This window comes from Natrinema sp. H-ect4 (genome assembly GCF_041894845.1).
Taxonomy (GTDB): Archaea; Halobacteriota; Halobacteria; order Halobacteriales; family Natrialbaceae; genus Natrinema.
In genome coordinates, this window is the sequence record NZ_JBHDYC010000004.1 from 219,387 (window position 1) to 245,763 (window position 26,377).

Genomic DNA, 26,377 nt, shown 5'->3' on the forward strand with positions numbered 1-26,377 from the left:
CGGGATCGCTATCGCGACTCCCAGTTCTCGTTCTCGGATGCAGATATCGAGTTTCTTGACCGAAATCTGTGAACCAACGGAGGCAAACCGGACGAGATGCAAGGAACTCGCAATGGACGTCCAGTTGCTGGGTGGCGCGCGCGAGATCGGCCGGAGCGCGATCCTCATCGACGACACGCTCTTGCTCGATTTCGGAATGGATTCGGGGAACCCACCGTCGTTTCCGATCGGCGACGTCGACCCCGATGCCGTCGTCGTCAGTCACGGCCACCTCGATCACGTCGGCTCCGTTCCGGCGCTCCTGTCGGGCGACGCGCGGCCGCCGATCCACTGGACGCAACCGACGTACGACCTCACGATGGTCCTCGCGCGGGACACGCTGAAGCTCCACGGCGGAAGCTACGACTGTCCGTTCACCGAGGCGGAACTCGCTCGCGTCGCGGAAGTCTCCGAGAACCACGGCTACGAGAGTCCCTTCGAGGCCGCCGGGTACGAAATCACCTTTTTCGACGCCGGCCACGTTCCCGGTAGCGCCCACGTGCTCGTCGATGACGGCGAGACGAGACTGCTCTACACCGGCGACTTCCACACCGAAGAACAGCGGTTACTCGACGGCACGACCGCTCGGCCCGACGCCGATGTTGTGCTCTGTGAGAGCACCTACTCGGACGTGACGCGACCGCCGCGACCCGAAATCGAACGCGAGTTCGCCGAGAGCCTTCGGACGACGATCTGGGAGGGCGGCACCGTCGTCGTCCCCGCCTTCGGCATCGGCCGCACGCAGGAGGTCCTCTGCATCTGCGAGGAACACGACCTCGAGTGCTACGTCGACGGGATGGGGAAACGCGTCACCGAACTCTTCTTACGCGACCGGAACCGAGAATTCCTGCGCGACCCCGAGCTCCTGCGACGCGCGAAGGGCAACGCTCGATTCGTCGACGGCCGTGACGGCCAGCGCAAACGGATCGCGGAACAGAATACCGTGATCGTCACGACCAGCGGGATGCTCCACGGCGGCCCCGCGATGACCTACGTGCCCGCGATCCGCACCCACCCGACGAACAAGATCGCCATGACGGGCTATCAGGTCGAGGGGACACCCGGCCGCGACCTGCTCGAGACCGGGAGCGCCGAGATCGACGGCCGGATGATGCCGGTCAGCGCGCAGGTCGAACAGTACGACTTTTCCGCGCACGCGGATCGAGAGGGGGTTCGTGCGTTCCTCGAGTCATATGCGGATGCAACGGTACTGATCAATCACGGCGATCGCTGCGAAGCGTTCGCGGCGGAGTTGCGCACTGACGGCTACGACGCGACGGCGCCCGAACTGGGCGAGCGGATCTCGATCTGAGCGGTCGGGCGTGCTCACGCTCGCACTCTGGCCCGCGGTCCGGCACGTTCAACGGGACGGGTTTCCGTCCAATCGTGGGTCTCGCGTGCGTGACAGACACAGCGGAGCGTCGCGGGCGACCGTTTTGCGCGGAGTCGGGGGTGAACAGCCACGCAACGTCGCCGGTGGCCTTCGCATGGTTTAAGCCCGCGCTGCCTGCATGTCGACACAATGAGCGACGAGAGTCAAGAACTCGGAATCACCGAGTCGAAATCGCACAAGCCCGGGGAGTGGTACGCCGAGGTCGTCCAGAAGGCGAACCTCGCGGACTACGCCCCGATGGGCGGGTTCATCGTCACGAAACCCCGCGGCTACGCCCTCTGGGAGGCCATTCAGGACTCGCTGGACGGCTGGTTCAAGGAGACCGGCGTCGACAACGTCTACTTCCCGATGTTCATCCCCGAGAGCTACCTCGAGCGGGAGAAGGACATCGTCGAAGGGTTCGATCCCGAGGTCGCGTGGGTGACCCAGGGCGGCCACGAGGAACTCGAGGAGCGACTGGCCGTTCGTCCCACGAGCGAATCGATCATCGCGCCCTTCATGGCCGAGTGGACCCGCAGCCACCGCGATCTGCCGATGCGGCTCAATCAGTGGTGTTCGGTCGTGCGATGGGAGGCCACGGAGACGAAGCCGTTCTTCCGGACGAAGGAGTTCATGTGGCAGGAGGGCCACACCGCCCACGCGAGCGACGCGGGCGCGTGGGAGGAGGTCTGGACCCGCCTCGGGCAGTACGAGCGCGTCTACGAGGACGTGCTGGCGATCCCGGTGCTGCGCGGCAAGAAGCCCGAACACGACAAGTTCCCCGGCGCGGATACGACGACGACCGTCGAAGCGCTGATGCCCGACGGCAAGTCCGTCCAGGGAGCGACGAGCCACAACCTCGGCCAGAGCTTCGCCGAGGCGTTCGACATCACCTTCGCGGACGAGGACGAGGCCGAACAGACAGCCTACACCACCTCGTGGGGGCTCTCCTGGCGGGCGATCGGGGCGCTCATCATGACCCACTCCGACGATCAGGGGCTCGTGCTCCCGCCGACGGTCGCGCCCACGCAGGTCGTCATCGTCCCCATCTGGCAGGAGGATACCAAAGACGACGTCCTCGAGTACTCGGAAAATATCGCCGACGACCTCGAGGAAGCCGGCTTCCGCGTGGAACTCGACGACCGCGACGAGCGCAATCCCGGCTTCAAGTTCAACGAACACGAGCTCAACGGGATCCCGCTGCGTCTGGAGATCGGCCCCCACGAGGTCGACGACGGGGAAGCCACGCTGGTCCACCGGCCGGACAACGAACAGTCCGTCGCCGAGCGCGACGAGATCGTCGACGCCGTCGACGAGCACCTCGACGAGATCTACGACAAACTGTACGAAACTGCGGAAGAGAACCTCGAGGAAAACGTCCGGGACGCCCACAGTCCGGAGGATATCCTCGGGACGATCGGCAAACACGGCGGCTACGTGAAGACGCCATGGTGTGGCGACGAGGCCTGTGAAACGGCCATCAAAGAAAAGATCGCCGCCGAGATCGTCATGCAGCCCCTGGCCGACGAAGGCGGGACGACGGCCGGCGAGGTCCCCGAACCCGACCGCGACGAGTGTGGCGTCTGTGGCGATCCCGCCGACGAGATCGCCTACTTCGCGAAGTCGTACTAGCGCGGTTACTCGACGGGAGCAGGTCCGTTCGGCGGTAACACGCACGTTCGGTGGTAGCACGCCCGTTCGGTGGTAGCACGCCCGTTCGGTGGTAACACGTCGACTCGTCGTTGCTCGCTTGAGCCGAGAATCGAACCGTCAGCTTTCCGGTGTTTCGCTGCCGGCGGCAGGTACTTTCGATCGGATGTCGTCTTCGACGGAACGCTCACATCGGGATGCGTAAAACGGTGAGATGGTTCGTCGGTGCGAACAGGGTCGAGACGGACTCCCCACATGAACCGGTCGGCCCCACTTGGGGAACTGGTTCGAACGGTCACCTCGACGAATCGTGGGTGTCACAGTCACACGCACCTAACTCTTTAACCCAATAGTGCTTACCAGCGGCGAGTAATTAGAGACTGTGGTGTTCACTCTGGTGGGTGAACACTACGTGCCTCTGACAATTTACCCCGCTGTCGGGAAGCACCGCTTCCCGGAAGGGGGTTCGAACAGTGCCGTCCTGAACCTCGACCCCAGAGCGGTAGCTCGATCCGATAGCAGTAGCAACTGCGGCGAGAAGGCGCGTGGACGGTGACGTGGCTCATATATAAGGCCCCCACAAATACCTTATATCACACCATATGTGTTTATAATACACTTAGCCATAATGGGTTAGCCTCTTATATCTGTTTCCGCAAGGGAGGGCTATGCCACAGCCACATATAGCGTCATCCGCCGAGCGTTCACAGGGGCTCGCCGACCCCGCGGACGCGCGGTCGAACTGCGGCGTCGGCGTCGTCATGGATCTCGATGGGGATGGGGGCCACGACGTCGTCGCTGACGGACTCGAACTACTCATCAATCTCGAGCACCGGGGGACGACCGGGGCGGAGAAGAACACCGGCGACGGAGCCGGCATCATGCTTCAGACGCCCGATTCGTTCTTCCGAGAGGTCCTCGACGCCGAGCTTCCGGACACCTACGCCGTCGGTTCGCTCTTTTTGCCCCAGGACGACGCGGCTCGCAACGCGCTCGTCTCGCTGGTCGAGGAGACGGTCGACACCTACGATCTCTCGGTCCTCGAGTGGCGGGACGTCCCGACCAACAACGACGACCTCGGCGAAACAGCCGTCGACTCCGAACCGGACGTCCATCAGGTCGTCGTCGCACCCGACGACGATATCTCCGGCGACGACTTCGACCGCCGACTCTACGTCGCCCGACGCGCGCTCGAGAACGCCGTCGAAAGCGCCGATATCGAGAACAAAGAGCGGTTTTATGTTGTCTCTCTCGACTCCAAGACGGTCGTTTACAAGGGACTGCTGAAAGGCGTTCAGGTCCCCGCTTACTACCCCGATCTCACCGACAAGCGCATGGAATCGACGTTCGCGATGGTCCACGAGCGATTCTCGACGAACACGCTCGGTGCCTGGCACCTCGCCCACCCCTACCGGAACATCATCCACAACGGCGAGTTCAACACCATTCAGGGGAACATCAACTGGATGCGGGCCCGCGAGACCGATATCGAGAGCGACGTCCTGGCGGACCTCGAGGCGGTCAAGCCGATCATCGACGACCCCGACCAATCCGATACGGCGAGCGTCGACAACGCCCTCGAGCTCCTCATGCAGGACGGCCGGGACCTCGAGCACGCCCTGCGGATGCTCGTTCCGGAGGCCTGGCGCGGCGACGACGCGATGGACCCCGATCGAAAGGACTGGTACGACTTCCACGCCTCGCTCGTCGAGCCGTGGGACGGTCCCGCGCTCGTCGCGGCGACCGACGGCGAACGCGTCGGTGCCGTCCTCGACCGCAACGGACTGCGTCCGTGCCGGTACGACGTGACGACGGACAATCAGCTGATCATGGCCAGCGAGGCCGGCGCGCTCGAGACCGAGCCCGAAAACATCGAAGAGCGCGGCCGTCTCAAGCCCGGACAGCTGTTCCTCGCTGACCCCAACGAGGGGCGCGTCATTCCCGACGAGGAGGTCTTCGAGGACCTCACCGACGACCGCTACGGCGAGTGGGTCGCCCAGGAGCAGGTCCATCTCGACGACATCCGCACCACGAGCGATCGTTCGCCACAGCAGGCGGTCTCGGGGCTGCGAGACTATCAGGCCGCGTTCGGCTACACGCACGACGAACTCGAGAACATGATCGAGCCGATGACCCAGAAGGGGAAAGACCCCGTCGGCTCGATGGGTGACGACACGCCGCTGTCGGTGCTCACCGAGTTCAACCGGCCGCTTTTTTCTTACTTCAAGCAGCTGTTCGCGCAGGTCACGAACCCGCCGCTGGACTACATCCGCGAGGAACTGGTCACCTCGATGGAGAGCCGGCTGGGCTTCCAGCGCAACCTGCTCGACGAGTCGCCCGAACACGCCCGCCAGCTCGTGCTCGACTCGCCGATTCTCACCGACGCCGAACTCGGCTCGATCCGCGACTGTTCGACCAACGGGATCACCACCGCGACGATCGACATCACCTACGAACCAGAGAGCGCGGAACTCGGGGCCGGCCTCGAAGCCGCCATCGAGCGCGTCCGTGAGGACGTCGTCGAAGCAATCGAGGACGGCAACCACGACGTTATCGTCCTCTCGGACCGCGGCGTCGACGATGACCGAGTGGCCATCCCGAGCCTCCTGGCAACCGGCGGCGTCCACCACCACCTCGTTCGGAACGGACTGCGCAACCACGTCGGCCTCGTCGTCGAGTCCGCCGATCCGCGCACCGTCCACCACTTCGCGACGCTGGTCGGCTACGGCGCGGGCGCGGTCAACCCGTACCTGGCCTACCAGACGATCGAGGACATCACCGCCGGCCCCGACGGCGCGGACACCGACGTCGCCATCGACGCCTACGTCGGCGCGGTCGAGGACGGCCTGCTGAAGATCATGGCCAAGATGGGCATCTCGACGGTCGAGAGCTATCAGGGCGCCCAGATCTTCGAGGCCGTCGGCCTCGACTCTGGACTGGTCGCCGAGTACTTCGAAGGCACCGAGAACCGCACCGAGGGGATCGGCCTCGCCGAGATAGAAGAAGACCTCCGCGAGCGCCACGCCACCGCCTTCGACGGCGACGGCGAGGACGCCGACCTCGACCGCCACGGCGAGTTCGAACACCGGTCGGACGGGATCTACCACCAGTGGAACCCCCAGACCGTCGGCGCGCTCCAGCAGGCGGTCCGCTCGAACGACTACGAGCGCTACCAGGAGTTCGCCGAGCAGATCAACGATCAGCAACAGAACCTCCAGACGCTTCGGGGCTTACTCGAGTTCGAGTCGGATCGCGATCCGATCCCGGTCGAGGACGTCGAGCCGATCAAGGACGTCGTCCAGCGGTTCTCGACGGCCGCAATGAGTCTCGGGAGCCTCTCGCCGGAGGCCCACGAGAACAACTCGATCGCGATGAACCGGCTGGGCGCCAAGTCCAACTCCGGCGAGGGCGGCGAACCGCCCGAGCGGTTCAACACCGAGCGCGAGTGTAACGTCAAACAGGTGGCGTCGGGCCGCTTTGGCGTCACCTCGACGTACCTCTCGAACGCCGACGAGTTGCAGATCAAGATGGCACAGGGCTCGAAGCCCGGCGAGGGCGGCCACCTCCCCGGCTCGAAGGTCAACGAGATGATCGCCCACGTCCGCAAGTCGACGCCCGGCGTGGGGCTCATCTCGCCACCGCCGCTGCACGACATCTACTCCATCGAGGACCTCAAGCAGCTGATCTTCGACCTGAAGGCCGCGAACGAGACGGCAGACATCAACGTCAAACTCGTCTCCGAGGCCGGCATCGGCACGGTCGCCGCCGGCGTCGCCAAGGCCAACGCCGACGTGGTCCACATCTCGGGTCACGACGGCGGCACCGGTGCCTCGCCGCGCACCTCGATCAAGAGCGCCGGTCTCCCCTGGGAACTCGGCCTCGCCGAGGCCAACCAGATGCTCTGTGCGACCGGCCTCCGCGATCGCATCCGCGTCTCGACCGACGGCGGGATGAAGACCGGGCGCGACGTCGCCGTCGCCGCCCTCCTCGGCGCTGAAGAGTACATCTTCGGCACCGCCTCGCTGGTCACCGGCGGCTGCGTGATGGCCCGACAGTGTCACAAGAACACCTGTCCGGTCGGCGTCGCCACCCAGCGCGAGGACCTGCGCAAGCGCTTCCCCGGCGAGCCCGAACACGTCATCAACTACATGACGTTCATCGCCCAGGAGCTGCGCGAGATCATGGCCGAACTCGGTTACGAGACCATCGACGAAATGATCGGGCAGGTTAGCGTCCTGGAACAGCGCACCGACGTCGACCACCCGAAGGCTCGCAAGGTCGACCTCTCGGAAGTGCTGGCGGATCCGGGCGGCGACGTCCGCCGCAAGATCCGCGAACAGGACCACGAGCTCGAGGACCAGCTCGACCGCGACCTCATCGAGGCCGCGGCCGACGCCATCGAGGAGCAAGATCCCGTCTCGCTCGAGACGGACGTCACGAACGTCGACCGGACCGTCGGCGCGATGCTCTCGAACCGCATCACGGATCGCTACGGTGAACCCGGCCTCCCGGAGGATACGATCACCATCGACGCGGAAGGGACCGCCGGCCAGAGCTTCGGTGCGTTCCTCGCCAGCGGCGTCTCGATGCATCTCGACGGCAGCGCGAACGACTACGTCGGCAAGGGGCTCTCCGGTGGCAAACTCACGATTCGCACGCCCGAGACCGCGGGCTACGATCCAACGGAAAACATCTCGATTGGCAACGTCGCACTCTACGGCGCGACCGACGGCCAGCTGTACGTCAACGGCGTCGCTGGCGAGCGCTTTGCCGTCCGCAACTCCGGAGCCAAGGCCGTCGTCGAGGGCGTCGGCGACCACGGCTGTGAGTACATGACCGGCGGCGTCGTCGCCGTCCTCGGCGAGACCGGGAAGAACTTCGCCGCCGGCATGTCAGGCGGTGTCGCGTACGTCTACGACCCCGACGATGAGTTCGCGGCGAAAGCCAACACCGGCATGGTCTCGCTCCACGACGACCTCGAGGAGAAAGACGAACGGATGCTCCGTCGGCTCGTCGAGAACCACGTCGCGTACACCGGCTCCGAACGCGGGCAACTGCTGCTCGAGAACTGGGAGCGCGCCCTCGAGTCATTCGTGAAGATCATGCCCGAGGCCTACTACGAGGCGATCACCGAGCAGGGGAGCGACGACGTCCGCAACGAACTGCCCGGTGCGCCCGAGGTGGCCGCAGAGGCCGAATCGACCAGTTTCGCGGCGAGCGACGACTGAGCCGCGACCTGCCGCTTCTCTTCACTCGTTACTATACAATAATTTTCCGTCCGCGGACCGGAGTCGTCGTCGACTCGAGGCTGCGATACGCGACCGCTACTCGCGACCCAGCGTGTGGAATTCCTTGTTGGGCTGCATCTCCGCGAACATCGCCAACCGGTTGCTCAGGTTGTAAAACGCAGTCACGGACGCGATATCCCAGAGCGCCTCCTCGCTGAACCCGGCCTCGCGAAGCGCCTCGAGGTCGTCCCGCTCGACCTCGGTCGGTCGTTCGGTCAGTTTCACGGCGACGTCGAGCATCTTGCGGTGGGCGTCGTTGATATCGGCGGTCCGGTAGTTAGCTACCAGTTGATCGGCGAGCAGCGGATCGTCGGCGTAGATTCGCACGAGCGCGCCGTGGGCGACGTTACAGTAGTAGCAGTGGTTAACGCCTGAGACCGCGACGACGATCATTTCGATCTCTTCGCGCTCGAGGGCGGTGTCTTCGACGAGTGCGTCATGATAGTCGAAGAACGCGCGAAAGTGAGACGGTTTGTACGCCATCGCCGAGAATACGTTCGGCGTGAATCCGGCGCCATCGGTTTCCGCCGCGATTCGATCCTGGAGGTCCTCGGGGAGGTCGTCGAATTCCGGAACGGGGAACCGTGCCATCGCGTCGTCGTTGAGTTCGGGGTCGGTCGCTGACTTGGCGTCGGAACCTGAGTTGGCCATAGCTACCGTTTCACATACAGCCCTAATAAATTAGGGGCGAACTCCGGGTGCAATCCGTCGACGATGCCGCCCGCATCGGCCGCCACTTCGAGAACGGAGTCAGCATGGCTCGCCCATCCGCCACAGTTTTTTCCCGCAGCCGTGACGGCTACGCATGGACACCGCACTCGTCATCGGCGGCACTCGCTTCATCGGCCGCCACCTCGTCGACGACTTGCTCGAGCACGACTACGACGTCACACTGTTCACTCGCGGAACCAGCGGAAACCCGTTCGTGGACGACGATCGGGTCGATCACATCGAGGGTGACCGGACGAACGAGACCGCCCTCGAGGCCGCGGCGACGACGGTCGACCCCGACGCGGTCTTCGACTGCGTGGCCTACCATCCGAAAGACGTCCGCGCCGCGACGACCATTTTCGCGGACTGCGACGCGTACGTCTACGTCTCGAGCGGGGCGGCCTACGGCCGCGAGGAGATCCCCAAGCGGGAGGGCGAGACGCCGCTGCACGAGTGTACGCTCGAGCAGGCGACCGACGATTCGTTCGAGACCTACGGCAATCGGAAGGCCGAGGGCGACCGCGCCGTCTTCGCGGCGGCCGAGGACGGCGTCCGCGCCATGGCCGTCCGGCCGCCAATCGTCTACGGCCCCCACGACCACACCGAGCGCCTGGACTGGTGGATCGACCGCGTGAACCGCTTTGACCGCGTCGTGGTGCCCGGCGACGGGACGAACCTCCGCCACCGCGTCTACGTCGAAGACGTCGCGAGCGCGCTCCGGATTGTGGCCGAGCGCGGCGCGGCCGGCGAGGCCTACAACGTCGGCGACCGACGGCTCGTCACGCTCGAGGAGATGATCGACCTGATCGCTGAGTCCCTCAATCGCGTGGCGCATAGCGCCACGGAAAAAGCGAATGACGTAGAACTCGTCCGCGCCGGCCCGCGCGAGCTCGCGGCCGGCGACATCGAACTCGACGACTACCCCCTCTACCGGACGTATCCCCACGTCCTCTCGACGGCGAAACTCGCCGCGCTCGACTGGGAGTCGACATCGCTCGAGACGGCGATGGATCGCTCGGTCGCGGATCACCTCGAGAGCGACCGGGACGGGAGCGAGAACGGGCCGGAACGGGAGGCCGAGGAGCGCGTGCTGGGGATCCTCGAGACGCTCTGATCAGGAGTCGCGAAGGCGCTCGAGTCGCCGAGACCGCGACGGCTGCGACGCGAGCAACTCGCTGAGCCGACCCCGGTCGTCGGACAGGTCGGAGCCGATCTCGATAGCGGACGCGAAGGGCGCGGCTCCGGCGGATCGAGCGGCGCGGCGATCGGCAGCGAACTCGAACCGCCGGTAATACCGGAGAAGAAGCGGCGCGGTGATCGCAACGCTACCCACCATGATGAGAAGCGATGTCCAGACGGTCAGCGTCACGACCAGTCCGAAGAGAAACGCCAGCACTAGCGACCGCCGCTCGAGGAGCCACAACTCGTCGCTGGCGTCCGCACGCGCACAGAGCGCAATCAACGCCTCGTCGTCGAGGGCGTCGAGAGCGTAGTCCGTGGCGTACACCCGCCGGTTCCAGAACGGTCCGTCGAGGAAGGGTCTGGCGATCTCGGCTTCGCGAGCCGGGATCACGCCGCCGATCGTCGCGGTCAGGCCGGCTCGGTCGGCAGCGTTCTCGAGTCGCTGGCGCTGTTCGGCCGTCGTCTCGGTGACTGTCTGTGAGAGGCAAATGCCGTACTGCAACCAGGCGTAGACCACGGCGATGAGGACGACGAACGAGAGCGGGATCAACAACGGACTGGGATCCGATGCGCTGACGAGCGCAACGAGGGGAACGAGTGCCCCAAGGCAGAGCATCGTGATCGCCACGAGATATTTCGCGAGCCGACCGACCGCCGTCGCGGCGCTGATCTCGAGGTCGCGGCGTTCGCGAGCGTACGGAAAGACGCCGAGATACGCGACGAGCGTCGCGACGATCGCACCGCCGAGCACGGGAAGCCAGGCGAGCGTCGCTCCGGTCCCGTCCCCTAGCGCTGGATGGACACTCGAGAGGGTGTTTTCAGTCGCCTCGAGGAGGCCGGATAACGCGAGGACGATTCCAGTCCCGAAGCCGACGACGGCGAGAAGGCGATACATACCGAGCGATCGCCGGCCGTCCGGGCGGCGTCGAAGCGTGTACCATCCGTACAGCCTGGCACCGGCGTAACCTGCGCCGAGCAATCCGAGCCAGAGCGCGGCTACTGCAATCATATACGCCCGTTATAGTTGGTAATTATATAACATCGCCGATCGATTCGCCGGATCGACTCGAGGTTGTCGACCGGCCGCCGCAATCGGCTCGCCAGTTCGGCCTCGGCAGCGGTCGCCACGAACGACGCGCCGACGAGGAAAAACACATGACCCGGGGGTGTGTCTGGAACGGTATGTTCGAGAAGTCGACGTGGATCCGCCTGCCGCGAAACGTCGTCGTCGGCCACGGCGTTCGCGACGAGGTTCTCGACGTGATCGACGACCTCCACTTGCAGGGGCGGCCGCTGTTCGTCACGAGTCCGACGCCTCGCGAGGTTGCTGCGGACCCCATCGCGGCCGACTTCGAGGCCGCCGGGATCGAGCCCGCGATCGTCACGATACAGAAAGCGACCTTCGCCGCCGTCGAGCGGGTGATCGAGGTCGCCGAGGCCGAGGAGGTCACCTATCTGGTCGGCATCGGCGGCGGGAAGGCCATCGATATCGCGAAACTGGCCAGTCACCACCTCGATATGGGCTTCCTCTCCGTGCCGACGGCGGCCAGCCACGACGGGATCGTCAGCAATCGCGGCTCCGTGCCGGACGGGGATTCCCGCCACAGCGTCGCCGCGGAGCCACCGCTCGCGGTCGTCGCCGACACCGGGATTCTTGCCGAGGCGCCATGGGAGCTGACGACCGCCGGCTGTGCCGACATCATTTCCAACTACACCGCCGTGATGGACTGGCGACTCGCCCAGCGGCTCAAAGACGTCGAATACTCCGAGTACGCCGCCGCGCTCTCGGAGATGACCGCCGAAATTCTCGTCGACAACGCCGACCTCATCCGGCCGGGACTCGAGGAATCGGCCTGGGTCGTCACCAAGGCGCTCATGTCCTCGGGCGTCGCGATGAGCATCGCCGGTTCCTCGCGGCCGGCGAGCGGGGCCGAACATCTCTTTTCGCACCAGTTAGACCGGCTGGCCCCCGACGCGGCCCTCCACGGCCACCAGGTCGGCGTCGGCTCGATCATGACCGCCTACCTCCACCAGGGCGGAGACGGCATCTGGCGCGACATCCGCGACGCGCTGTCGAGTATCGACGCGCCGACGACGGCGGCTGAACTCGGAATCGACGACGAGACGATCATCGAGTCACTGACGACCTGTCACGAGATCCGCGACCGGTACACCATTCTCGGCAACGGAATGAACGAACGGGCCGCTCGAGACGTGGCGGCGAAAACGGGCGTCATCGACTGAGTGGTTCGTCGGACGGAATTTGACCGGCCCCCGGGATCGGAACCGACGTGGCTCCTTTTCGCGAAAACTGGGCGACGCTGTCGAGCGAATCTGTCCGTCAGCCCAGATCGGCGCGTTCGAACTGCCAGATCCCCAGCGCCAGCGGGACGACGAGCCAGGCGAGCATGACGACGAGCATCGTCTCGCCCTGCAGGAACCACGGGAGATCCGGCGGAATGGTGTTGAACCCCTCGGGGAACGCGAGCCCGGTGGAGTTGACGTACGCCGCTGTCGGGCTGACCAGCGACTGGACGAACGCGATCTGGTTCATCGAAACCTCGAGGCCCGCGAGGTCGTTGAGCACGTAGTCGATAGCAAGCTGGAGCGGACCGAACACGTTCAAGACGCTCGTGATGAAGAAGAAGGCGATGGAACCGCCCATCGCGCGCGAGCGAGAGGCGGTCGCGGCGGAGATCGCGATCGCGACGGCGACGTAGGTCAGCGCGTACAGGACCGTCAGTGCCGCCATGATACCGAACGTGTCCATCTCGGGCGAGGGGTACCACAGTAGCGTGAGCACGCCGCCCACCAGGAACGCGACGACGATCGACGCGCTGACGATGGCCGTCCGGGTAGCGAACTTTCCGAGAACGACGTCGCGACGACTGTTCGGGATCGAGAGGAGGTACTTGATGCCGCCGGATTCGCGTTCGCCGGCGATCGCGAGATACGCCGTCACGAGCGCGATCAGCGGGATGAACATCGCGCCGATAGCGGTCAAATTCCAGAGGGCGCCCAGAATGGTCGGATCCGACCGCCCGTTCTGTCCGAAGTACACCAGCAACACCATAAACAAGGTGTAGAACGCGCCGACAAACCAGACGATCTTGGCCCGGCGGACGTCGAGGAAGTCCTTCTTCGCGACATCTACCGTACTCATGCTGAGGCCTCCGGCGTCGCGGCCCCCTCGTCGCGCTCGCCGTTCGTGTACGTGTTGAACAGTTGCTCGAGCGAGACGTCTTCGGAGACGATATCGCGGACGGTCGTCACCTCGGCGACGTGTCGGACGACATCGACCTTGACCGAGGGATCGGCGCAGGTCGCCGTGATCGTGGCGTCCTCGACGGTGACCGAGCGGACGCCCGCGAGTTCGTCGAGGGCGAGGCTCTCGGGGACGCTCGCGACCTCGAGCGTGATCGGCGCGCCGAGATCCAGTTCGCCCTGCAGGTCGTCGAGGGTGCCGGTCGCGACCAGCCGTCCCTCGTTCATGATGCCGATGCGGTCACAGACCGCCTCGACCTCGCCGAGGATGTGGCTCGAGAAAAAGACGGTGGTGCCGCGATCTGCCTCGTTGCTGATGATCTCGCGCATCTCCTGCATCCCCGCGGGATCGAGCCCCGAGGAGGGTTCGTCGAGTATCAGGAGGTCGGGATCGCCAGCCAGCGCCATGCCGAACCCGAGGCGCTGGGCCATCCCCTTCGAGTAGTCGCCGGCGGGACGATCGCCGTCGTCGCTCGTGAGACCGACTTTCTCGAGCAGTGCGTCGGGATCGTCGTCTACATCTTTCGTGTCGATGACCCACTCGAGGTGTTCGCGCGCGGTGAGGCGGTCGTAGACGCTCGCCCCTTCGGGGAGGACGCCGATTCGGTGACGGATCTCGTCGGTGTCGGCCTGCGCGTCGAGGCCGAGCACCGTCGCGCTCCCCTCGGTCGGTCGGACGAAATCGAGGAGCATGTTGATCGTCGTCGACTTCCCGGCACCGTTCGGGCCGAGGAAGCCGAACACTTCACCCTCCTCGACGGTGAGGTCGAGGTCGTCGACTGCGAGGATCGACTTACCGTATCGCTTGGTGAGCCCAGTCGTCTGAATAGCGGCCATAACGGGAACTCTACGCCCCCATCATGTATAACCTTTGTAATAATTTCGTTGACCGATCCGAGCAAGCGGCCGCTCAGACGTGTTCGTCGAGGAAGTCCGCGATCGCGCTGTACGCTTCGATGCGGTTCTCGAGCTTCGAGAAGCCGTGCCCCTCGTCTTCGAAGATGAGTTTCCGGACCGGCACGCCCTGTTCAGCTGCTTGCTCGGCGATCTGTTCGGCCTCGCCGACCGGAACGCGGGGGTCGTTCTCACCGTGGAGGACAAACAGCGGAGCCTCGATGTGTTCGACGTTGTTGATCGGCGAAATTTCCTCGAGGAACTCGCGATCCTCCGCGAGCGAGCCGTACTCGGCCTCGCGAAGTTCGCGCCGCCAGTCGCCGGTGTTCTCGAGAAAGGTCACGAAGTTCGCGATGCCGACGACGTCGACGCCGGCGGCCCAGAGGTCGGGATACTCGGTCAGCGCGGCCAGCACCATGAAGCCGCCGTAGGAGCCGCCCTTGGCGGCGATCCGATCGGGATCGATCGTGGGATGATCCTGCAGCCACTCGACGCAGGCTCGAATGTCCGCGACCGAATCCATCCGCTTTTCGACGTCGTCGAGGGCCGCGTACTCGGCACCGTAACCCGACGACCCGCGAACGTTCGGCTCGAAGTAGGCGTAGCCCCGGTCGAGGAAGTACTGCTTGACGCTCGAAAAGGAGGGACGACGCTGACTTTCGGGGCCGCCATGAATGTCGACGATAACGGGCGTCTCTCCGTCCTCGTGCCCGTCAGGAAGCGTCAGGAAGCCCGGCACCTCGAGCCCAGCGTGGGACTCCTCTGGAGTCCCACTGGCTGACGGGCGCTGTCCGTCAACACCGAAACTCTCCACGCTGACCAGATCGGAGTCGCGAAACGTTTCTGGAGGGATCCCTGCAGTCGGCGCGCTGGTCCACTGTTCGGTCTCACCGCTCTCGAGATCGACCACGAAAGCGTTCGTGTTGACCGTGTCGCCGGTCGTCGACAGCGCGAACCGTGCCGCGTCGGGCCCGAAACTCACGCCGCCGGAGATGCCGCCCGGCAGGTCGGGTTCGGGAAAGGTCTCGTAGGCGGTCGGCTCGTCAGCGTCGAACTCGCCGACGGTCAGTTCGGTGTAGCCCTCGACGTTTCGCGAGCAGACGAACCGGCCGGTCTCGTCGTCCAGCGCGATGCCGTCGACGTTCCATCCGTTCCCGTCGATAACGGTCTCGAGTTCCATCTCGTCGCTCTGGAGGTCGAGATACGCGAGGTAGAGCGTGTCGGCTTCCCCCTCGTCGGTGACGAGGTAGATGCCCGTCCCGTCGGGTGCCCAGCTCGCGCTCTGGTAGCGCACGTCGCCCTCGTGGGGGGTGAGATGGGTGAGGGCGGGCTCGTCGGCCGCGAGATCGAGCACGTACAGGTCCTGATCGAAGTTGGAGTAGGCCTGCGAGACGAGCAGCCGGGAGTCGTCGGGGCTCCAGCCGGACAGCGAGAGCCAGCCGTCGCCCTCGTAGACGAGTTCGGCGTCGTCCCCCTGTTCGTCGCGATTCTGTACGTAGACGTCGAAGACGGACTCGTCGCGGCGGTTCGAGGTGAACGCGAACCGCTCGCCGTCGTGGCTCCAGCCGCCCCACCTGTGTTTGGCGTCGGGCATCGCCGTCAGGTTCTCGATTTCGCCCGTCTCGGCGTCGAGCCGGAACAGCTGGGCACGCTCGTTGCCGCCCTCGTCCATCCCGAAGATGAGTTCCGGCCGCTCGGGCGACCACGAGGCGAACGTCACCCGCTCGTCGTAGAACGTTCGTTGCTCGGGCCAGGATCGGGGCTCATCGAGCGTCCAGATCTGTGGCGTGCCGGTCGTATTCATTAGAAAAGAGAGCCGTTCGCCGTCGGGACCGAACGACGCGCCGTAGGCACTGCGGACGTTGAGATAGCGCTCGATATCGTAGCTTCCCATGGCAGGGCCGTACGGACTCGAGCGGGTAGTCGTTTCGGTCAGAGCGGACTCGTTCGGTCGGGGCGGACTCGAGACGGCGACCACGCCTCGGTAGGGGCCGGTTATCCCCGCTCGTCACCAACCGCGATGAGTCGAGCACTCGAGCGACGAGCGCCCCGGTCGGCTGCCGTGACTGCGGTCCGCGCTGCCGATGGCTGCGCTTAACAATACCGTCTCCCGTCCTGAACACGGTCGATGGCAGGTGAGACCGACTCGTCGTCGATCGGGACCGTCCTCGTGACGACCGTGATCATCCTCGCGGCGTTCGGGCTGACCGTCGCAGCCGTCGGCCCGGAGCTATTCGTGGGCGAGGGAGGCGAAACGCCCGAGGTCGACGGCGAAACGGAACCGCTGGGGGGACAGGATGCCGAGAGCGACGAGACGGGGGCTGATGACTCCGAGGACGAGAGTGGCGACCTCGAGGACGGCGAATCGGCGGACGATTCGACCGAGGAAGGCGGAACCGAGGGTCGTGACGACGGGACCGGCGGTGGGGACGAGATCAACGAAAGCGACGAGGCCGACGATGACGAGCCGGACGATGGCAACGAAACTGTCGATGACGAGACGGACGATGACAACGAGACCGAGAGCGACGAGGCTGATGACGGGGACGCGACCGAGAGTGACGAGTCCGAGGATGACGAAACCGAAGACGACGCGCGGGAGGCCGAGGACGGTGACGACACGGACGAAGAGACCGTCGACGATCCGGAATCTGGAACGAGTGAGGACGGGAGCGACGACGAGACGGCGACCGATGACGGCGACGACGGTGGCAGTGACAGCGAATCGGAGACCGATGGTGACGAGACCGACGACGGCACGAGTGACGACGACAGCACGGACGACGACGATTCGGACGACACCGATGGCGGCTTCTTCGAGGGAGTCGGATCGTTCTTCGAGGACCTTCTTCCCGGCGACGAGAGCGACGAGTGATCGATCCGGACCCGAATCCGTCTCAGCGTGGCCGAAAACGGTCACCGATCGTCGCCTGTCCGTCAGTTTCGAGCGGCAATTGCGGCCGAAACCCGTGCTCCTCGAGCCGACGAATCGGACGAAAAAAGTGACTTTATAGCCCGGGGCTACGTGGCGGCCGAATATGCGAATCGCGTTCGTCTCGTTCGAAACGGTTTATCACCGCGATACCGAGACGAACCAGCGCTTTCGAACCGTCTGCGAGCTGTTCGCGGCACGCGGCCACGACGTCCACTGTTACTGCGCCGGGTTCTGGGCCGGCGAGGAGTCCACGTTCGAGCGCAACGGCGTCACCTATCACGCAGTCTCGAGCGGCACCGAGGCTCGAAGCTCGTTCCTCCTGCGGCTGCCGTTCGTCCTCGCGGCCGCGAGTCCGGACGTGATCCACGCCAGCGCACAGCCGTCAAGTCAGGTGCTCGCGGCCAGCTGGGGATCGACGCTCGCTCGCGCGCCGCTGGTTCTCGAGTGGTACGGCGACGACGGCGTGAGCGACACGCGATGGACCCGTCTGGCGACGGGCCGGCCGGGCCGGATCGTCACGCCCTCCGAACTCGTCGGGACGTGGGTCCGAGAGATCGGAGCCGACGGCGATATCGTCGAGACCGTCCCGAACCCGATCGACTGCGAGCGGATTCAACGCGTGGAACCCGGCGAATCAATCGACGTGATCTACGCCCGCCGACTCGACGAGGGGGCCAATCTCGAGAGCCTGCTGTTGGGACTGGCCGAACTCCGCGGCCGCGACTGGCAGGCCAACGTCATCGGCGACGGCCCTGAACGGGAGACCTACGAGCGCCTCGCGCGGGACCTCCGGATCGAGGACCGCGTGACGTTCGTCGGTGACCTCGAGCTTGAGGAGCGGATCGCAGCCTATCGCGGGGCGCACGTCTTCGCCCAGACGGCAGACCACTGCGTCTTCCCGACGGAGATGCTGTGGGCGCTCGCCGCGGGCTGTGTCGGCATCGTCGAATACCACGCGAACTCGAGTGCCCACGAACTCGTCGAAGGGTGGGACCGGGGGTTCCGGACCACCAGCGAAGACGAACTGGCCGAAGCAATCCTCGCGGCGGGCGACCTCGAGCACCGCGGATACGACGAGGCGTTCGCGGAGTACGACCGGTCGGCGGTGGCCGATCGGTATCTCGAGTTGTATCGCACGCTACAGGACGAACACGGTCTCCTGTAAGCGTCCAGTCGTGTCGAACGCCGACGGGCGCTCGTCGAGCGGAGATACCTATATGTCGGTTCGGGAGAGAGTTCGGCCATGCACGACGACTGCGAGTTCTGTCGGATCAGCAACGGTGATCGATCAGCGCCCGTTCTCCACGAAGACGAGCGAACGATCGCGTTTCTCGACCGAAATCCGGCCGCCCCCGGACACAGTCTCGTTATTCCGCGCGTCCACGAAAAAGACGTACTGACGATCGACGAATCGGTCTCGACGGCCGTCTTCGACACGGTCCGAATCGTGTCGACCGCGCTGGAAGCGGCACTCGAGCCGAGCGGGTTCAGCGTCTTTCATACCAGCGGGCCGCTGGTTGGAACCATCGACCATGCCCACGTCCACCTCGTGCCTCGCTTTGCGGACGACGACGTGGCGCTGTCGCTGCCGCGGGATCGACTCGATCCCGACGAGGCGGCACACCTGCGGGATCGCGTTCGGGCACACCTGTGACGGAGTCGGTCCCTCGAGCGCCGAACTGACGCTCGCCGCGCTCGGAGTCGCCGCTCAGAGATCGAACTGCGCCGCCGCCGTCTCCATGTCCTTGTCGCCCCGACCCGAGAGATTGACGAGAATCGTCTCGTGGTTGCCCTCCTCGGCGAGTTCGATCGCGCGAGCGATCGCGTGGCTGGACTCGAGTGCGGGGATGATTCCCTCGGTTTCGCTCAGTTCGCGGAAGGCCGCGAGCGCTTCGTCGTCGGTGATCCCCGTGTATTCACAGCGTCCGACGGCCCGGAACATGGCGTGTTCGGGGCCGACGCCGGGGTAGTCCAGGCCCGCGGAGACGGAGTGAACGTCGACGTCGTCGTCGATGACGCGCGTCTTCATACCGTGCAGGACGTCGTCAGTTCCCTTCGCGAGCGGAGCCGCGTGTCGACTCGAGTCCGATCCCTCCCCGCCGCCCTCTGCACCGTAGAAGTCGACGGGATCGTCGCGGAAGGCGTGGAAGAGGCCGATCGCGTTCGAGCCGCCGCCGACACAGGCGACCGCGGCGTCGGGGAGGTCGCCGGTTCGATCCTGGATCTGCTCGCGGGCCTCGCGTCCAATGACGCTCTGGAAGTCCCGAACCATCCGCGGGAACGGGTCGGGGCCGACGACGCTTCCCACCAGGTAGTGGGTGTCGTCGACGTTTTCGGCGAAGTCCTCGAGCGCGGCGTCGACAGCGTCGGCCAGGCCCTCGTCACCGCGGGTGACCTCGTTGACCTCGGCACCCATCAGTCGCATCCGGAAGACGTTCATCTCTTGGCGCTCGATGTCTTTCGCACCCATGTAGATCTCCGTCTCGAGGCCCAATAGCGCGCCGACCATCGCGGTCGCGGTGCCGTGCTGGCCGGCCCCGGTCTCGGCGATCAGCCGGTCGCGGCCGGCCCGTTTAGCGAGCAGGGCCTGCCCGAGACAGTTGTTGATCTTGTGCGCGCCGCCGTGGAGCAGGTCCTCGCGCTTGAGGTAGATCTCGGCGTCGTAGCGCTCGCTCAGATTCCGTGCGTAGTACAGCGGCGTCGGCCGGCCGGCGAACTCCTCGAGCAGGCCGCGCAACTCGGACTGGAACTCGTCGGTGTTCGCAACGTCGTCGTACGCCGCGGCGAGTTGCTCGAGCGGTTCCTGCAACGGGTCGGGGACGTGTCGTCCGCCGTAGCCTTCGAATGCTCCGTCGGTCATGTGTCGTGACTTGCACGCCGTCGGCAAATACGTTCCGTGCTCCGGTCGCGGTTCGTACCACCGATTGGGCGGTGTCTCCCGCCGGGTACAGGCGTCTCCGAGCGTTCGCGGTAGCGATTGGACGGATAGCGATGCCTCGAGCAGCTGGCAAATATCACCTGAACCACGGACAACGGCTCGGTCCGTCGAGCCGTCTCTCGGTCGATCGGTCAGAACACCGCCAGCAACACCGTCAACGAGAGCGCGCTGGTGGCGAGCAACGCGAGAAGGACGACGAGCGCGGGCGTCGCGCCGGTGTTGCGGAGGTCGCTGAGTCGGATCTCGGTCCCGAGTCCGACGAACGCGAGCACGAACAGCCAGTTGTAGGCGTTCTCGATCGAATTCAACTGGGTCGAGGAGAGGACGCCCGCGCTCGCGACGACGGCGAGCGCGAGAAAACCGAGCACGAACTTCGGGAACTCGTCCCAGAGCGTCCGGACGGAGGGACGACGACCGCCGGCCTCGCGGGCGTAGTAGCTGGCGTATGCGAGGACGACGACGCCGATCAGGGCGTTGCGCGAGAGCTTCGTCATCGTCGCCCACTGTCCGGCGACCTCGGAGTGGGCGAAGCCGACGGCGACGACGGGCCCCGTCGAGAACATGCTGACGCCGGCCCACGCGCCGAACACCGTTCCGGAGAGGTTCAGCAAGTCACCGACGATCGGGTAGACGACGATGGTGATCGCGTCGAACAACAGGACCGTCGCGGCCGCGTAAGCGGTCTGTTCCTCGCGGGCACGGACGGCACCGGCCACCGCGACGACCGCCGAGACGCCACAGATACTGGCGCCAGCCGCGAGCAGCGACCCCAGCCGATCGGCCAGCCCGAACACGTTGCGCGCGAGAAGTTCGACGGTCAGCAACGTCGTCGTGGTCACGCCGACCACGAGCAACAGGACGGGTCCGCCGACCTCGAGGACGGTCTCGAGCGAGATCGACGCGCCCATGAGGACGATCCCGCCGCCCAGCCAGAGCTTGTGCGTCGCGATCCCGGGCTCGAGGCGGTCGGGAACACCGACGGTGTTCGTCGCGACGAATCCGAGTGCGATCGCCAACAGAAGATGGCTAAACCCGAGCGAGGCGGCGAGCGCTCGCGCGAGGATCGCACCGAGACAGAGGGTCAACAGACCGGGCAGCAGTCGACTGCCGTTCATCCGTCACCACGGGATCTGCAGTTCGAGGAGGGAGACCAGCGCGACGATCGCCGCGCCGACGAGGACGCTCTGCCAGTCGCGCTCGAGGTCCCTCCAGCGATCCGTCACGGTGCCGGTAGCCGGCTGCCAGCCATCAATCGACATGTTCCATGTTCGGGCGACGGTCGCAGTTAATTGTTGTCGATTACGTCGCAGTTAGCAGCGTATATTGCCTTGATCTCCGACGAAACCGGTCGGATCGAGGCGCTCGGGTTCGGGGTCCGATGGTTCGCTCAGTGGACGAACGATGACGGCCGTACGCAGCGGCTGTGGACGGCTACAGGCGGTGAGAGGCCTTACACCGGTAGAAGGACGCCCGCGATCAATGGCGGGAAACGCCGTCTCGCGCATCGAAATCGTTTATGTGTCTCGTCGTCCGTAGCATGGGATATGTCTCGAGGGCTCGACTGGTTCGACGCGTTCCGCGAGGTCGCCCCCGAGTGGGTCATCGTCCTGCTCGGGCTGGTGACCCAGCTCGGGGACGTCTGGTTTCTCGGGGTCGTCGTCGGAACCGTCTACTTGGTGTCGGCGACGCGCCGGGATGAGGCCGCAGCCATCTTCGGGTTGTTGTTAGCCGGGCTCTCGCTCATCACGGGCCTGAAGCACGTCTTCGCGCTCCCGCGGCCGGAGCGGGTGCTCGTGGAGGTCGGGGCGCTTCCGGAGACGGTGCACCCGCTGTATCAGGCGACGGCGACGGCGACTGGCTACGGGTTTCCGAGCGGTCACGCACTGATGACAACGGTCGTCTACGTCAGTCTGGCCGAATATCTGTCCGTCGGCACGCGTCGACAGCGATACCTCGGTGCCGCCGGGCTCGTGACCGCCGTCTGTCTCTCGCGGGTCGGTCTCGGCGTCCACTACCTCGTTGACGTCGTCGCCGGCGTCGCCATCGGGCTGGTGTTTCTGCTCCTCGTCTGGCGTCTCCTCGAGCGGTATCCGGGACACCGCGGCACGCTCGGATTCGGACTCGCGACGGGCCTCGCCGCCGTCGCCCTCGTGACGAGTAACGCCGATCCCGATGCCGTACTCCTATTCGGCACGACCCTCGGCGCGTTCGCCGGCTGGCAACTCGCCCTCCTCGCTCAAGGGCTAGACGGCGGACGCGGACCGATCCGAACCAGCCGCCCGCTCGCTGCGAGAGCCGTCGTCGTCGTCCTCTCGATCGCGACGCTCGTCGCGCTCATCGGCTATCACTGGCCCGTCTTGCTGTTCGCCGGGAGTGGCGCGCTCGGACTGCTCGCCGCCGCGTTCGTCACCGCACCCGTGCTGTCCCGTCTCGAGCGCGTCAACAGTCTTCGGGGACGGTCACCCTCGCGTTCGCAGTAGCTCGGCCGTCGCTGCTGGCTCGCGCTCCGAGGCTGCCGGCCTGCACACCAAGGCGGTTGGCTCGCGCTCCGAGGCTGCCGGCCTGCACACCAAGGCGGTTGGCTCGCGCTCCGAGGCTTCCGGCCTGCACACCAAGGCGGTTGGCTCGCGCTCTGAGAGACGGGGTCTCGAGTACACGGTCGGCCAGTAAAACGGGGGGAGCAGTGCTGGCCCCAGTCGAGGCCGCAAGCTGGTGTTATTCTTTGTTCTCGTCCGACTCCGTCGCGTCCGCGGCGTCAGTCTCGTCCGTTTCCGAGTCCGACTCGTCCGCGTCCGGCGGATCGACCTTCATGTGGGAGGCATCATCCGCGGGGCTCTCCTCCGGTTCGGTGTCCTCAGTCTGGGTCGGCTGGGCCTGGGTGGGATCCGGTCCCGTCGCCTCGCTGGTCTCGTCGGCCATCGCCGAGTCGGAGACGTCGACCGCGACCCCATCGGTATCGGTCTCTCGTCGGGGCTCTTCCTCTTCCGCCCCGAGATCGGGTCGAGACCGGGACTCGTCCTCGCCAGGCTCTTCAGTGAAATCGATCGCGGAGCCCGACTCCGCCGGGTCGTCGATCCCCGGTTCCGCCGAAATCTCGCCGTCGGACTGGATCTCGGATTCCCGTCCCGAATCGACGCGTTCGGCGGCGGCGCTGGCTTCGTCCGAGGTCTCCTTTCCCTCAGTGCCGCCTTCGATGTCCGGCACGCCGGTCTCGATCCCGGACTCGCCGCTCGAGCGGCGGTTGCTGAGCCCGAAGCCGACGAGCCCGGTGCCGACGATGGCGAGCGGAATCGCCCGCCGTCGCTTCGCGGCCATCGATCGGATCGCAGCCGCCAGCGCGAGTCCACCGCCGATCAGCGGGAGCGTACCGCTCTCGAGCGCGTCGGCCGCCACCGAGGCGGCATCGCCGATCGGGGACTCCAGTTCCTCGAGATCCTCGACGTCGTCGATGTCGTCGAACGTGTCCATCAAATCGTCCGTCTCCGCGTCGTTTTCGTGGTTTGTGGTCATCGGAAAGCCTCCGAGCGACAGTGCTGGTGAGCCTCGACCGTCACATCGGCTCGCTGGCAAGCCGCTACTCGGCCGGCTGGCGAGCCGCCGGATCACCAGTGATCCGCTCACGATAGCTACGGTGTCCGATCGGATGAATATTCGACCGGCAGATGAATACCCGCGCCGGGAGCAGTAGTCTGCTCAGCGGGCAGCGGCGATATTGAGCGCTGCCGAAATCGACGGTTTTTACCCGAAAAGCGGACGATATCTTCGAATAGCGCCCTGCATACTCCGGCCCGGTGACCTTCCCTGCTTGCCGTGGATGTAGTCACCCATGTCGGACTCTAACGGACGTGATGCCGAGTCACATAGCACTGTGGGGAACGTCGTCCTCGTCGTTCTCGATACGGCCCGGGCAAAAAGCGTCGGAATGCAGCCGCTTCCGACCGATCGCCCCAAGGCCGAGACCGAGGACGACGTGGCCGGCAACGAGGCGGCCACGACCGAAGCCGATTCCGCCGGTGCACACCCGACGCCGACGCTAACGCAGCTGGCCAACGAAGGAACCGCGTTCGAGAACGCCTTCGCGACCGCGCCCTGGACGCTCCCCTCTCACGCGTCGTTTTTCACCGGGACGTACCCCTCCGAACACGGCACGCACGGCGGCCACACGTATCTCGACGACGAGCTGCGAACCCTCCCCGGGGCCTTCGCCGACGCGGGATTTCAGACGATCGGCGTCTCGAACAACACCTGGATCACCGAGGAGTTCGGCTTCGACCGCGGATTCGAAGACCTTCGCAAGGGCTGGCAGTACATCCAGTCCGACGCCGACATGGGCGCGGTCGTCCGCGGCGAAGACCTCCGGGAGAAACTGACCGCGACCCGCAACCGGCTCTTCGACGGCAACCCGTTCGTCAACGCCGCCAACATCCTCTACAGCGAACTCCTGCAGCCCGCCGGCGACGACGGCTCCGATCGAGCGACCGACTGGATCGCCGACTGGCTCGAGAGTCGCGACGACGACCGGCCGTTCTTCCTGTTCTGTAACTTCATCGAGCCCCACGTCCAGTACGATCCGCCCAGGGAGTACGCCGAGCGATTCCTCCCCCGCGGTGCCAGCTACGAGGAAGCGACCGCGATCAGGCAGGATCCCCGCGCCTACGACTGCGAGGACTACGACATCTCCGACCACGAGTTCGCCCTCCTCCGCGGCCTGTATCGGGCGGAACTCGCCTACGTCGACCAGCAGGTCGGGCAGCTTCGAACGGCACTCGAGGAAAGCGGCGAGTGGGAAGACACCCTCTTCGTCGTCTGTGGCGACCACGGCGAGCACATCGGCGAACACGGCTTCTTCGGCCATCAGTACAACCTCTACGACACCCTGCTCAACGTCCCGCTCGTGTTCCACGGCGGCCCCTTCACCGGCGGCCACCGCGCGGGGTGCGGCCGACGGCAAGAGCTCGTTCAGTTGCTCGACCTCCCAGCCACGCTGCTCGAGACGGCCGGAATCGACGACCCCGAGCTCCGCGAGCAGTGGTCGAGTCGATCGCTCCACCCCGATTCAGCCGCCGAGCCCCGCGACGCCGTCTTCGCCGAGTACGTGGCTCCGCAGCCCTCGATCGATCGTCTCGAGGCCCGCTTCGGCGAGATTCCGGACCGCGTTCGGGAGTTCGACCGACGACTGCGGGCGGTCCGCACGGCCGAGTACAAGTACGTCCGCGGCGACGACGGCTTCGAGCGCTGCCACCGCGTCCGGACCGACCCGCTCGAGCGGACCGATATCAGCGACGACGAGCCCCAGCGCGTGCGAGCGCTTCGCAGGCGGCTCGAGGAGCGCTTTGAGCCGCTCGAGAAGACCGACGGGTCGGCGGATGACTCATCGGAGGACGGCGCGTCGGAGGAGGTCGAGATGCGAGCGGGGACCAAAGAGCGACTCGCGGATCTCGGCTATCTTTGAGGAATTCCGCGGAAGTGCGTGGGGAGTTCGGCTCGGGAAGCCCACGGTCGTGGTCGCGTCGCTCGGACTGCCGTTACCACCCGAACGAATTGGCCGTTTTCCGGTCGATCCGATAGCGTTCGATAGCGGGGAACGTTTCGATATGAACCGCCACTGCGGGACGACGGCTGTTCGATCGATTCCGACCCGATGCGACGCGCGGCTACGTCAAACGTACAATTGTACACCCCCGGAGGCTTCCATCCGTCGTCGGAACGTGAGCCTGTGCCCTCCGCTTCGCCTCCCGAAACGGCGTCGTTCCCGTACCCGACGCAGGTCGTCTACGACGGGCGGGCCGACGAGTTGCGCGTCGCTGTCGACATCGCTCCCGCGACTCGCGAGGACGTGACGGTCGAAGCCGGCGCGCGTCGCCTCCGGGTCGCGGTGGCCCGCGACGACGATCGCGCCGAGCGAACCGTTCGGCCCCTTCCCGCCGACCACGTCTTCGGCGACGACCGTGAGGCCGTCTACAATCACGGCGTTCTCAGCGTGACTCTCGAGACCGTCGAACGCCGGCGGTAGGCCGAGCCTGCTCAGCCGTCGTCGCCGGTATTCGCGTTCCCCGGTTTGATCCCGCGAGCCGTCGAATGATCCGTCACGCGATGAGCGACGA

Annotated in this window: 20 protein-coding genes; 11 read left to right on the forward strand and 9 right to left on the reverse strand. The window is 65.7% G+C overall.

Translation table 11 applies throughout. From position 1 onward, the window contains the following. Positions 1 to 112: 112 nt before the first annotated feature. The 3 genes from ACEWFR_RS08050 (at position 113) to gltB (ending at position 8,289) form a co-directional block, all read left to right on the forward strand. A complete protein-coding gene (locus ACEWFR_RS08050; protein WP_374060560.1) occupies positions 113 to 1,351 on the forward strand; it encodes an MBL fold metallo-hydrolase in 1,239 nt (412 codons plus the stop codon). Positions 1,352 to 1,561: 210 nt separating this feature from the next. Beyond that, entirely contained in the window at positions 1,562 to 3,043 is a 1,482-nt protein-coding gene (gene proS, locus ACEWFR_RS08055; protein WP_374060539.1) for a proline--tRNA ligase, read from the forward strand. 686 nt (positions 3,044 to 3,729) lie between these two features. After that, positions 3,730 to 8,289 (forward strand): glutamate synthase large subunit, encoded by a 4,560-nt coding sequence (gltB, locus tag ACEWFR_RS08060; protein WP_374060540.1) that lies wholly within the window; start codon positions 3,730 to 3,732, stop codon positions 8,287 to 8,289. A 96-nt stretch (positions 8,290 to 8,385) separates the two neighbouring features. Here gltB and ACEWFR_RS08065 read toward each other — a convergent pair whose 3' ends face one another. Then, the gene (locus tag ACEWFR_RS08065; protein ID WP_374060541.1) at positions 8,386 to 9,000 is read right to left on the reverse strand and encodes a peroxidase-related enzyme; all 615 of its coding nucleotides are present in this window, start codon (positions 8,998 to 9,000) and stop codon (positions 8,386 to 8,388) included. Positions 9,001 to 9,154: 154 nt separating this feature from the next. Between ACEWFR_RS08065 and ACEWFR_RS08070 the strand changes: the two genes are divergently transcribed. Beyond that, on the forward strand, positions 9,155 to 10,174 hold the full coding sequence (locus ACEWFR_RS08070) for an NAD-dependent epimerase/dehydratase family protein (protein WP_374060542.1): 1,020 nt from the start codon (positions 9,155 to 9,157) through the stop codon (positions 10,172 to 10,174). On the opposite strand, the gene ACEWFR_RS08075 is transcribed toward ACEWFR_RS08070, so the two are convergent. Continuing rightward, entirely contained in the window at positions 10,175 to 11,251 is a 1,077-nt protein-coding gene (locus tag ACEWFR_RS08075; protein WP_374060543.1) for a peptidase, read from the reverse strand. Positions 11,252 to 11,424: 173 nt separating this feature from the next. On the opposite strand from ACEWFR_RS08075, the gene ACEWFR_RS08080 reads away from it, so the two are divergent. Then, positions 11,425 to 12,486 (forward strand): NAD(P)-dependent glycerol-1-phosphate dehydrogenase, encoded by a 1,062-nt coding sequence (locus tag ACEWFR_RS08080; protein WP_374060544.1) that lies wholly within the window; start codon positions 11,425 to 11,427, stop codon positions 12,484 to 12,486. Between the two features lie 97 nt (positions 12,487 to 12,583). Here the strand turns inward: ACEWFR_RS08080 and ACEWFR_RS08085 are convergent, their stop codons facing one another. The 3 genes from ACEWFR_RS08085 to ACEWFR_RS08095 all read right to left on the reverse strand — a co-directional run bounded on the left by ACEWFR_RS08085 (position 12,584) and on the right by ACEWFR_RS08095 (position 16,294). Next, positions 12,584 to 13,405: an ABC transporter permease subunit gene (locus ACEWFR_RS08085; RefSeq protein ID WP_374060545.1), complete on the reverse strand. Its 822-nt coding sequence runs from the start codon at positions 13,403 to 13,405 to the stop codon at positions 12,584 to 12,586. After that, on the reverse strand, positions 13,402 to 14,343 hold the full coding sequence (locus ACEWFR_RS08090; RefSeq protein ID WP_374060546.1) for an ABC transporter ATP-binding protein: 942 nt from the start codon (positions 14,341 to 14,343) through the stop codon (positions 13,402 to 13,404). Before ACEWFR_RS08090 ends, ACEWFR_RS08085 begins: the two co-directional genes overlap by 4 nt. Before the next feature lie 73 nt (positions 14,344 to 14,416). Next, a complete protein-coding gene (locus ACEWFR_RS08095; protein WP_374060547.1) occupies positions 14,417 to 16,294 on the reverse strand; it encodes a prolyl oligopeptidase family serine peptidase in 1,878 nt (625 codons plus the stop codon). Between the two features lie 234 nt (positions 16,295 to 16,528). On the opposite strand from ACEWFR_RS08095, the gene ACEWFR_RS08100 reads away from it, so the two are divergent. From ACEWFR_RS08100 to ACEWFR_RS08110, 3 genes are all read left to right on the forward strand, one after another. Beyond that, positions 16,529 to 17,275, forward strand: a complete 747-nt coding sequence (locus ACEWFR_RS08100; RefSeq protein ID WP_374060548.1) for a hypothetical protein — start codon at positions 16,529 to 16,531, stop codon at positions 17,273 to 17,275. A 163-nt stretch (positions 17,276 to 17,438) separates the two neighbouring features. Then, a complete protein-coding gene (locus tag ACEWFR_RS08105; RefSeq protein WP_374060549.1) occupies positions 17,439 to 18,500 on the forward strand; it encodes a glycosyltransferase family 4 protein in 1,062 nt (353 codons plus the stop codon). Between the two features lie 78 nt (positions 18,501 to 18,578). Continuing rightward, on the forward strand, positions 18,579 to 18,989 hold the full coding sequence (locus tag ACEWFR_RS08110; RefSeq protein WP_374060550.1) for an HIT family protein: 411 nt from the start codon (positions 18,579 to 18,581) through the stop codon (positions 18,987 to 18,989). A 54-nt stretch (positions 18,990 to 19,043) separates the two neighbouring features. On the opposite strand, the gene trpB is transcribed toward ACEWFR_RS08110, so the two are convergent. The 3 genes from trpB to ACEWFR_RS08125 all read right to left on the reverse strand — a co-directional run bounded on the left by trpB (position 19,044) and on the right by ACEWFR_RS08125 (position 21,532). Continuing rightward, positions 19,044 to 20,195, reverse strand: a complete 1,152-nt coding sequence (gene trpB / locus ACEWFR_RS08115) for a tryptophan synthase subunit beta (RefSeq protein WP_374060551.1) — start codon at positions 20,193 to 20,195, stop codon at positions 19,044 to 19,046. A 209-nt stretch (positions 20,196 to 20,404) separates the two neighbouring features. After that, positions 20,405 to 21,388 (reverse strand): YeiH family protein, encoded by a 984-nt coding sequence (locus tag ACEWFR_RS08120; protein WP_374060552.1) that lies wholly within the window; start codon positions 21,386 to 21,388, stop codon positions 20,405 to 20,407. 3 nt (positions 21,389 to 21,391) lie between these two features. Continuing rightward, the gene (locus tag ACEWFR_RS08125; protein ID WP_374060553.1) at positions 21,392 to 21,532 is read right to left on the reverse strand and encodes a hypothetical protein; all 141 of its coding nucleotides are present in this window, start codon (positions 21,530 to 21,532) and stop codon (positions 21,392 to 21,394) included. Positions 21,533 to 21,817: 285 nt separating this feature from the next. Between ACEWFR_RS08125 and ACEWFR_RS08130 the strand changes: the two genes are divergently transcribed. After that, the gene (locus tag ACEWFR_RS08130; protein WP_374060554.1) at positions 21,818 to 22,753 is read left to right on the forward strand and encodes a phosphatase PAP2 family protein; all 936 of its coding nucleotides are present in this window, start codon (positions 21,818 to 21,820) and stop codon (positions 22,751 to 22,753) included. Positions 22,754 to 22,988: 235 nt separating this feature from the next. Here ACEWFR_RS08130 and ACEWFR_RS08135 read toward each other — a convergent pair whose 3' ends face one another. Then, on the reverse strand, positions 22,989 to 23,783 hold the full coding sequence (locus ACEWFR_RS08135; RefSeq protein WP_374060555.1) for a hypothetical protein: 795 nt from the start codon (positions 23,781 to 23,783) through the stop codon (positions 22,989 to 22,991). Positions 23,784 to 24,099: 316 nt separating this feature from the next. On the opposite strand from ACEWFR_RS08135, the gene ACEWFR_RS08140 reads away from it, so the two are divergent. Next, a complete protein-coding gene (locus ACEWFR_RS08140; protein ID WP_374060556.1) occupies positions 24,100 to 25,725 on the forward strand; it encodes a sulfatase in 1,626 nt (541 codons plus the stop codon). 264 nt (positions 25,726 to 25,989) lie between these two features. Further along, on the forward strand, positions 25,990 to 26,286 hold the full coding sequence (locus ACEWFR_RS08145) for an Hsp20/alpha crystallin family protein (RefSeq protein ID WP_374060557.1): 297 nt from the start codon (positions 25,990 to 25,992) through the stop codon (positions 26,284 to 26,286). Positions 26,287 to 26,377 lie beyond the last annotated feature (91 nt).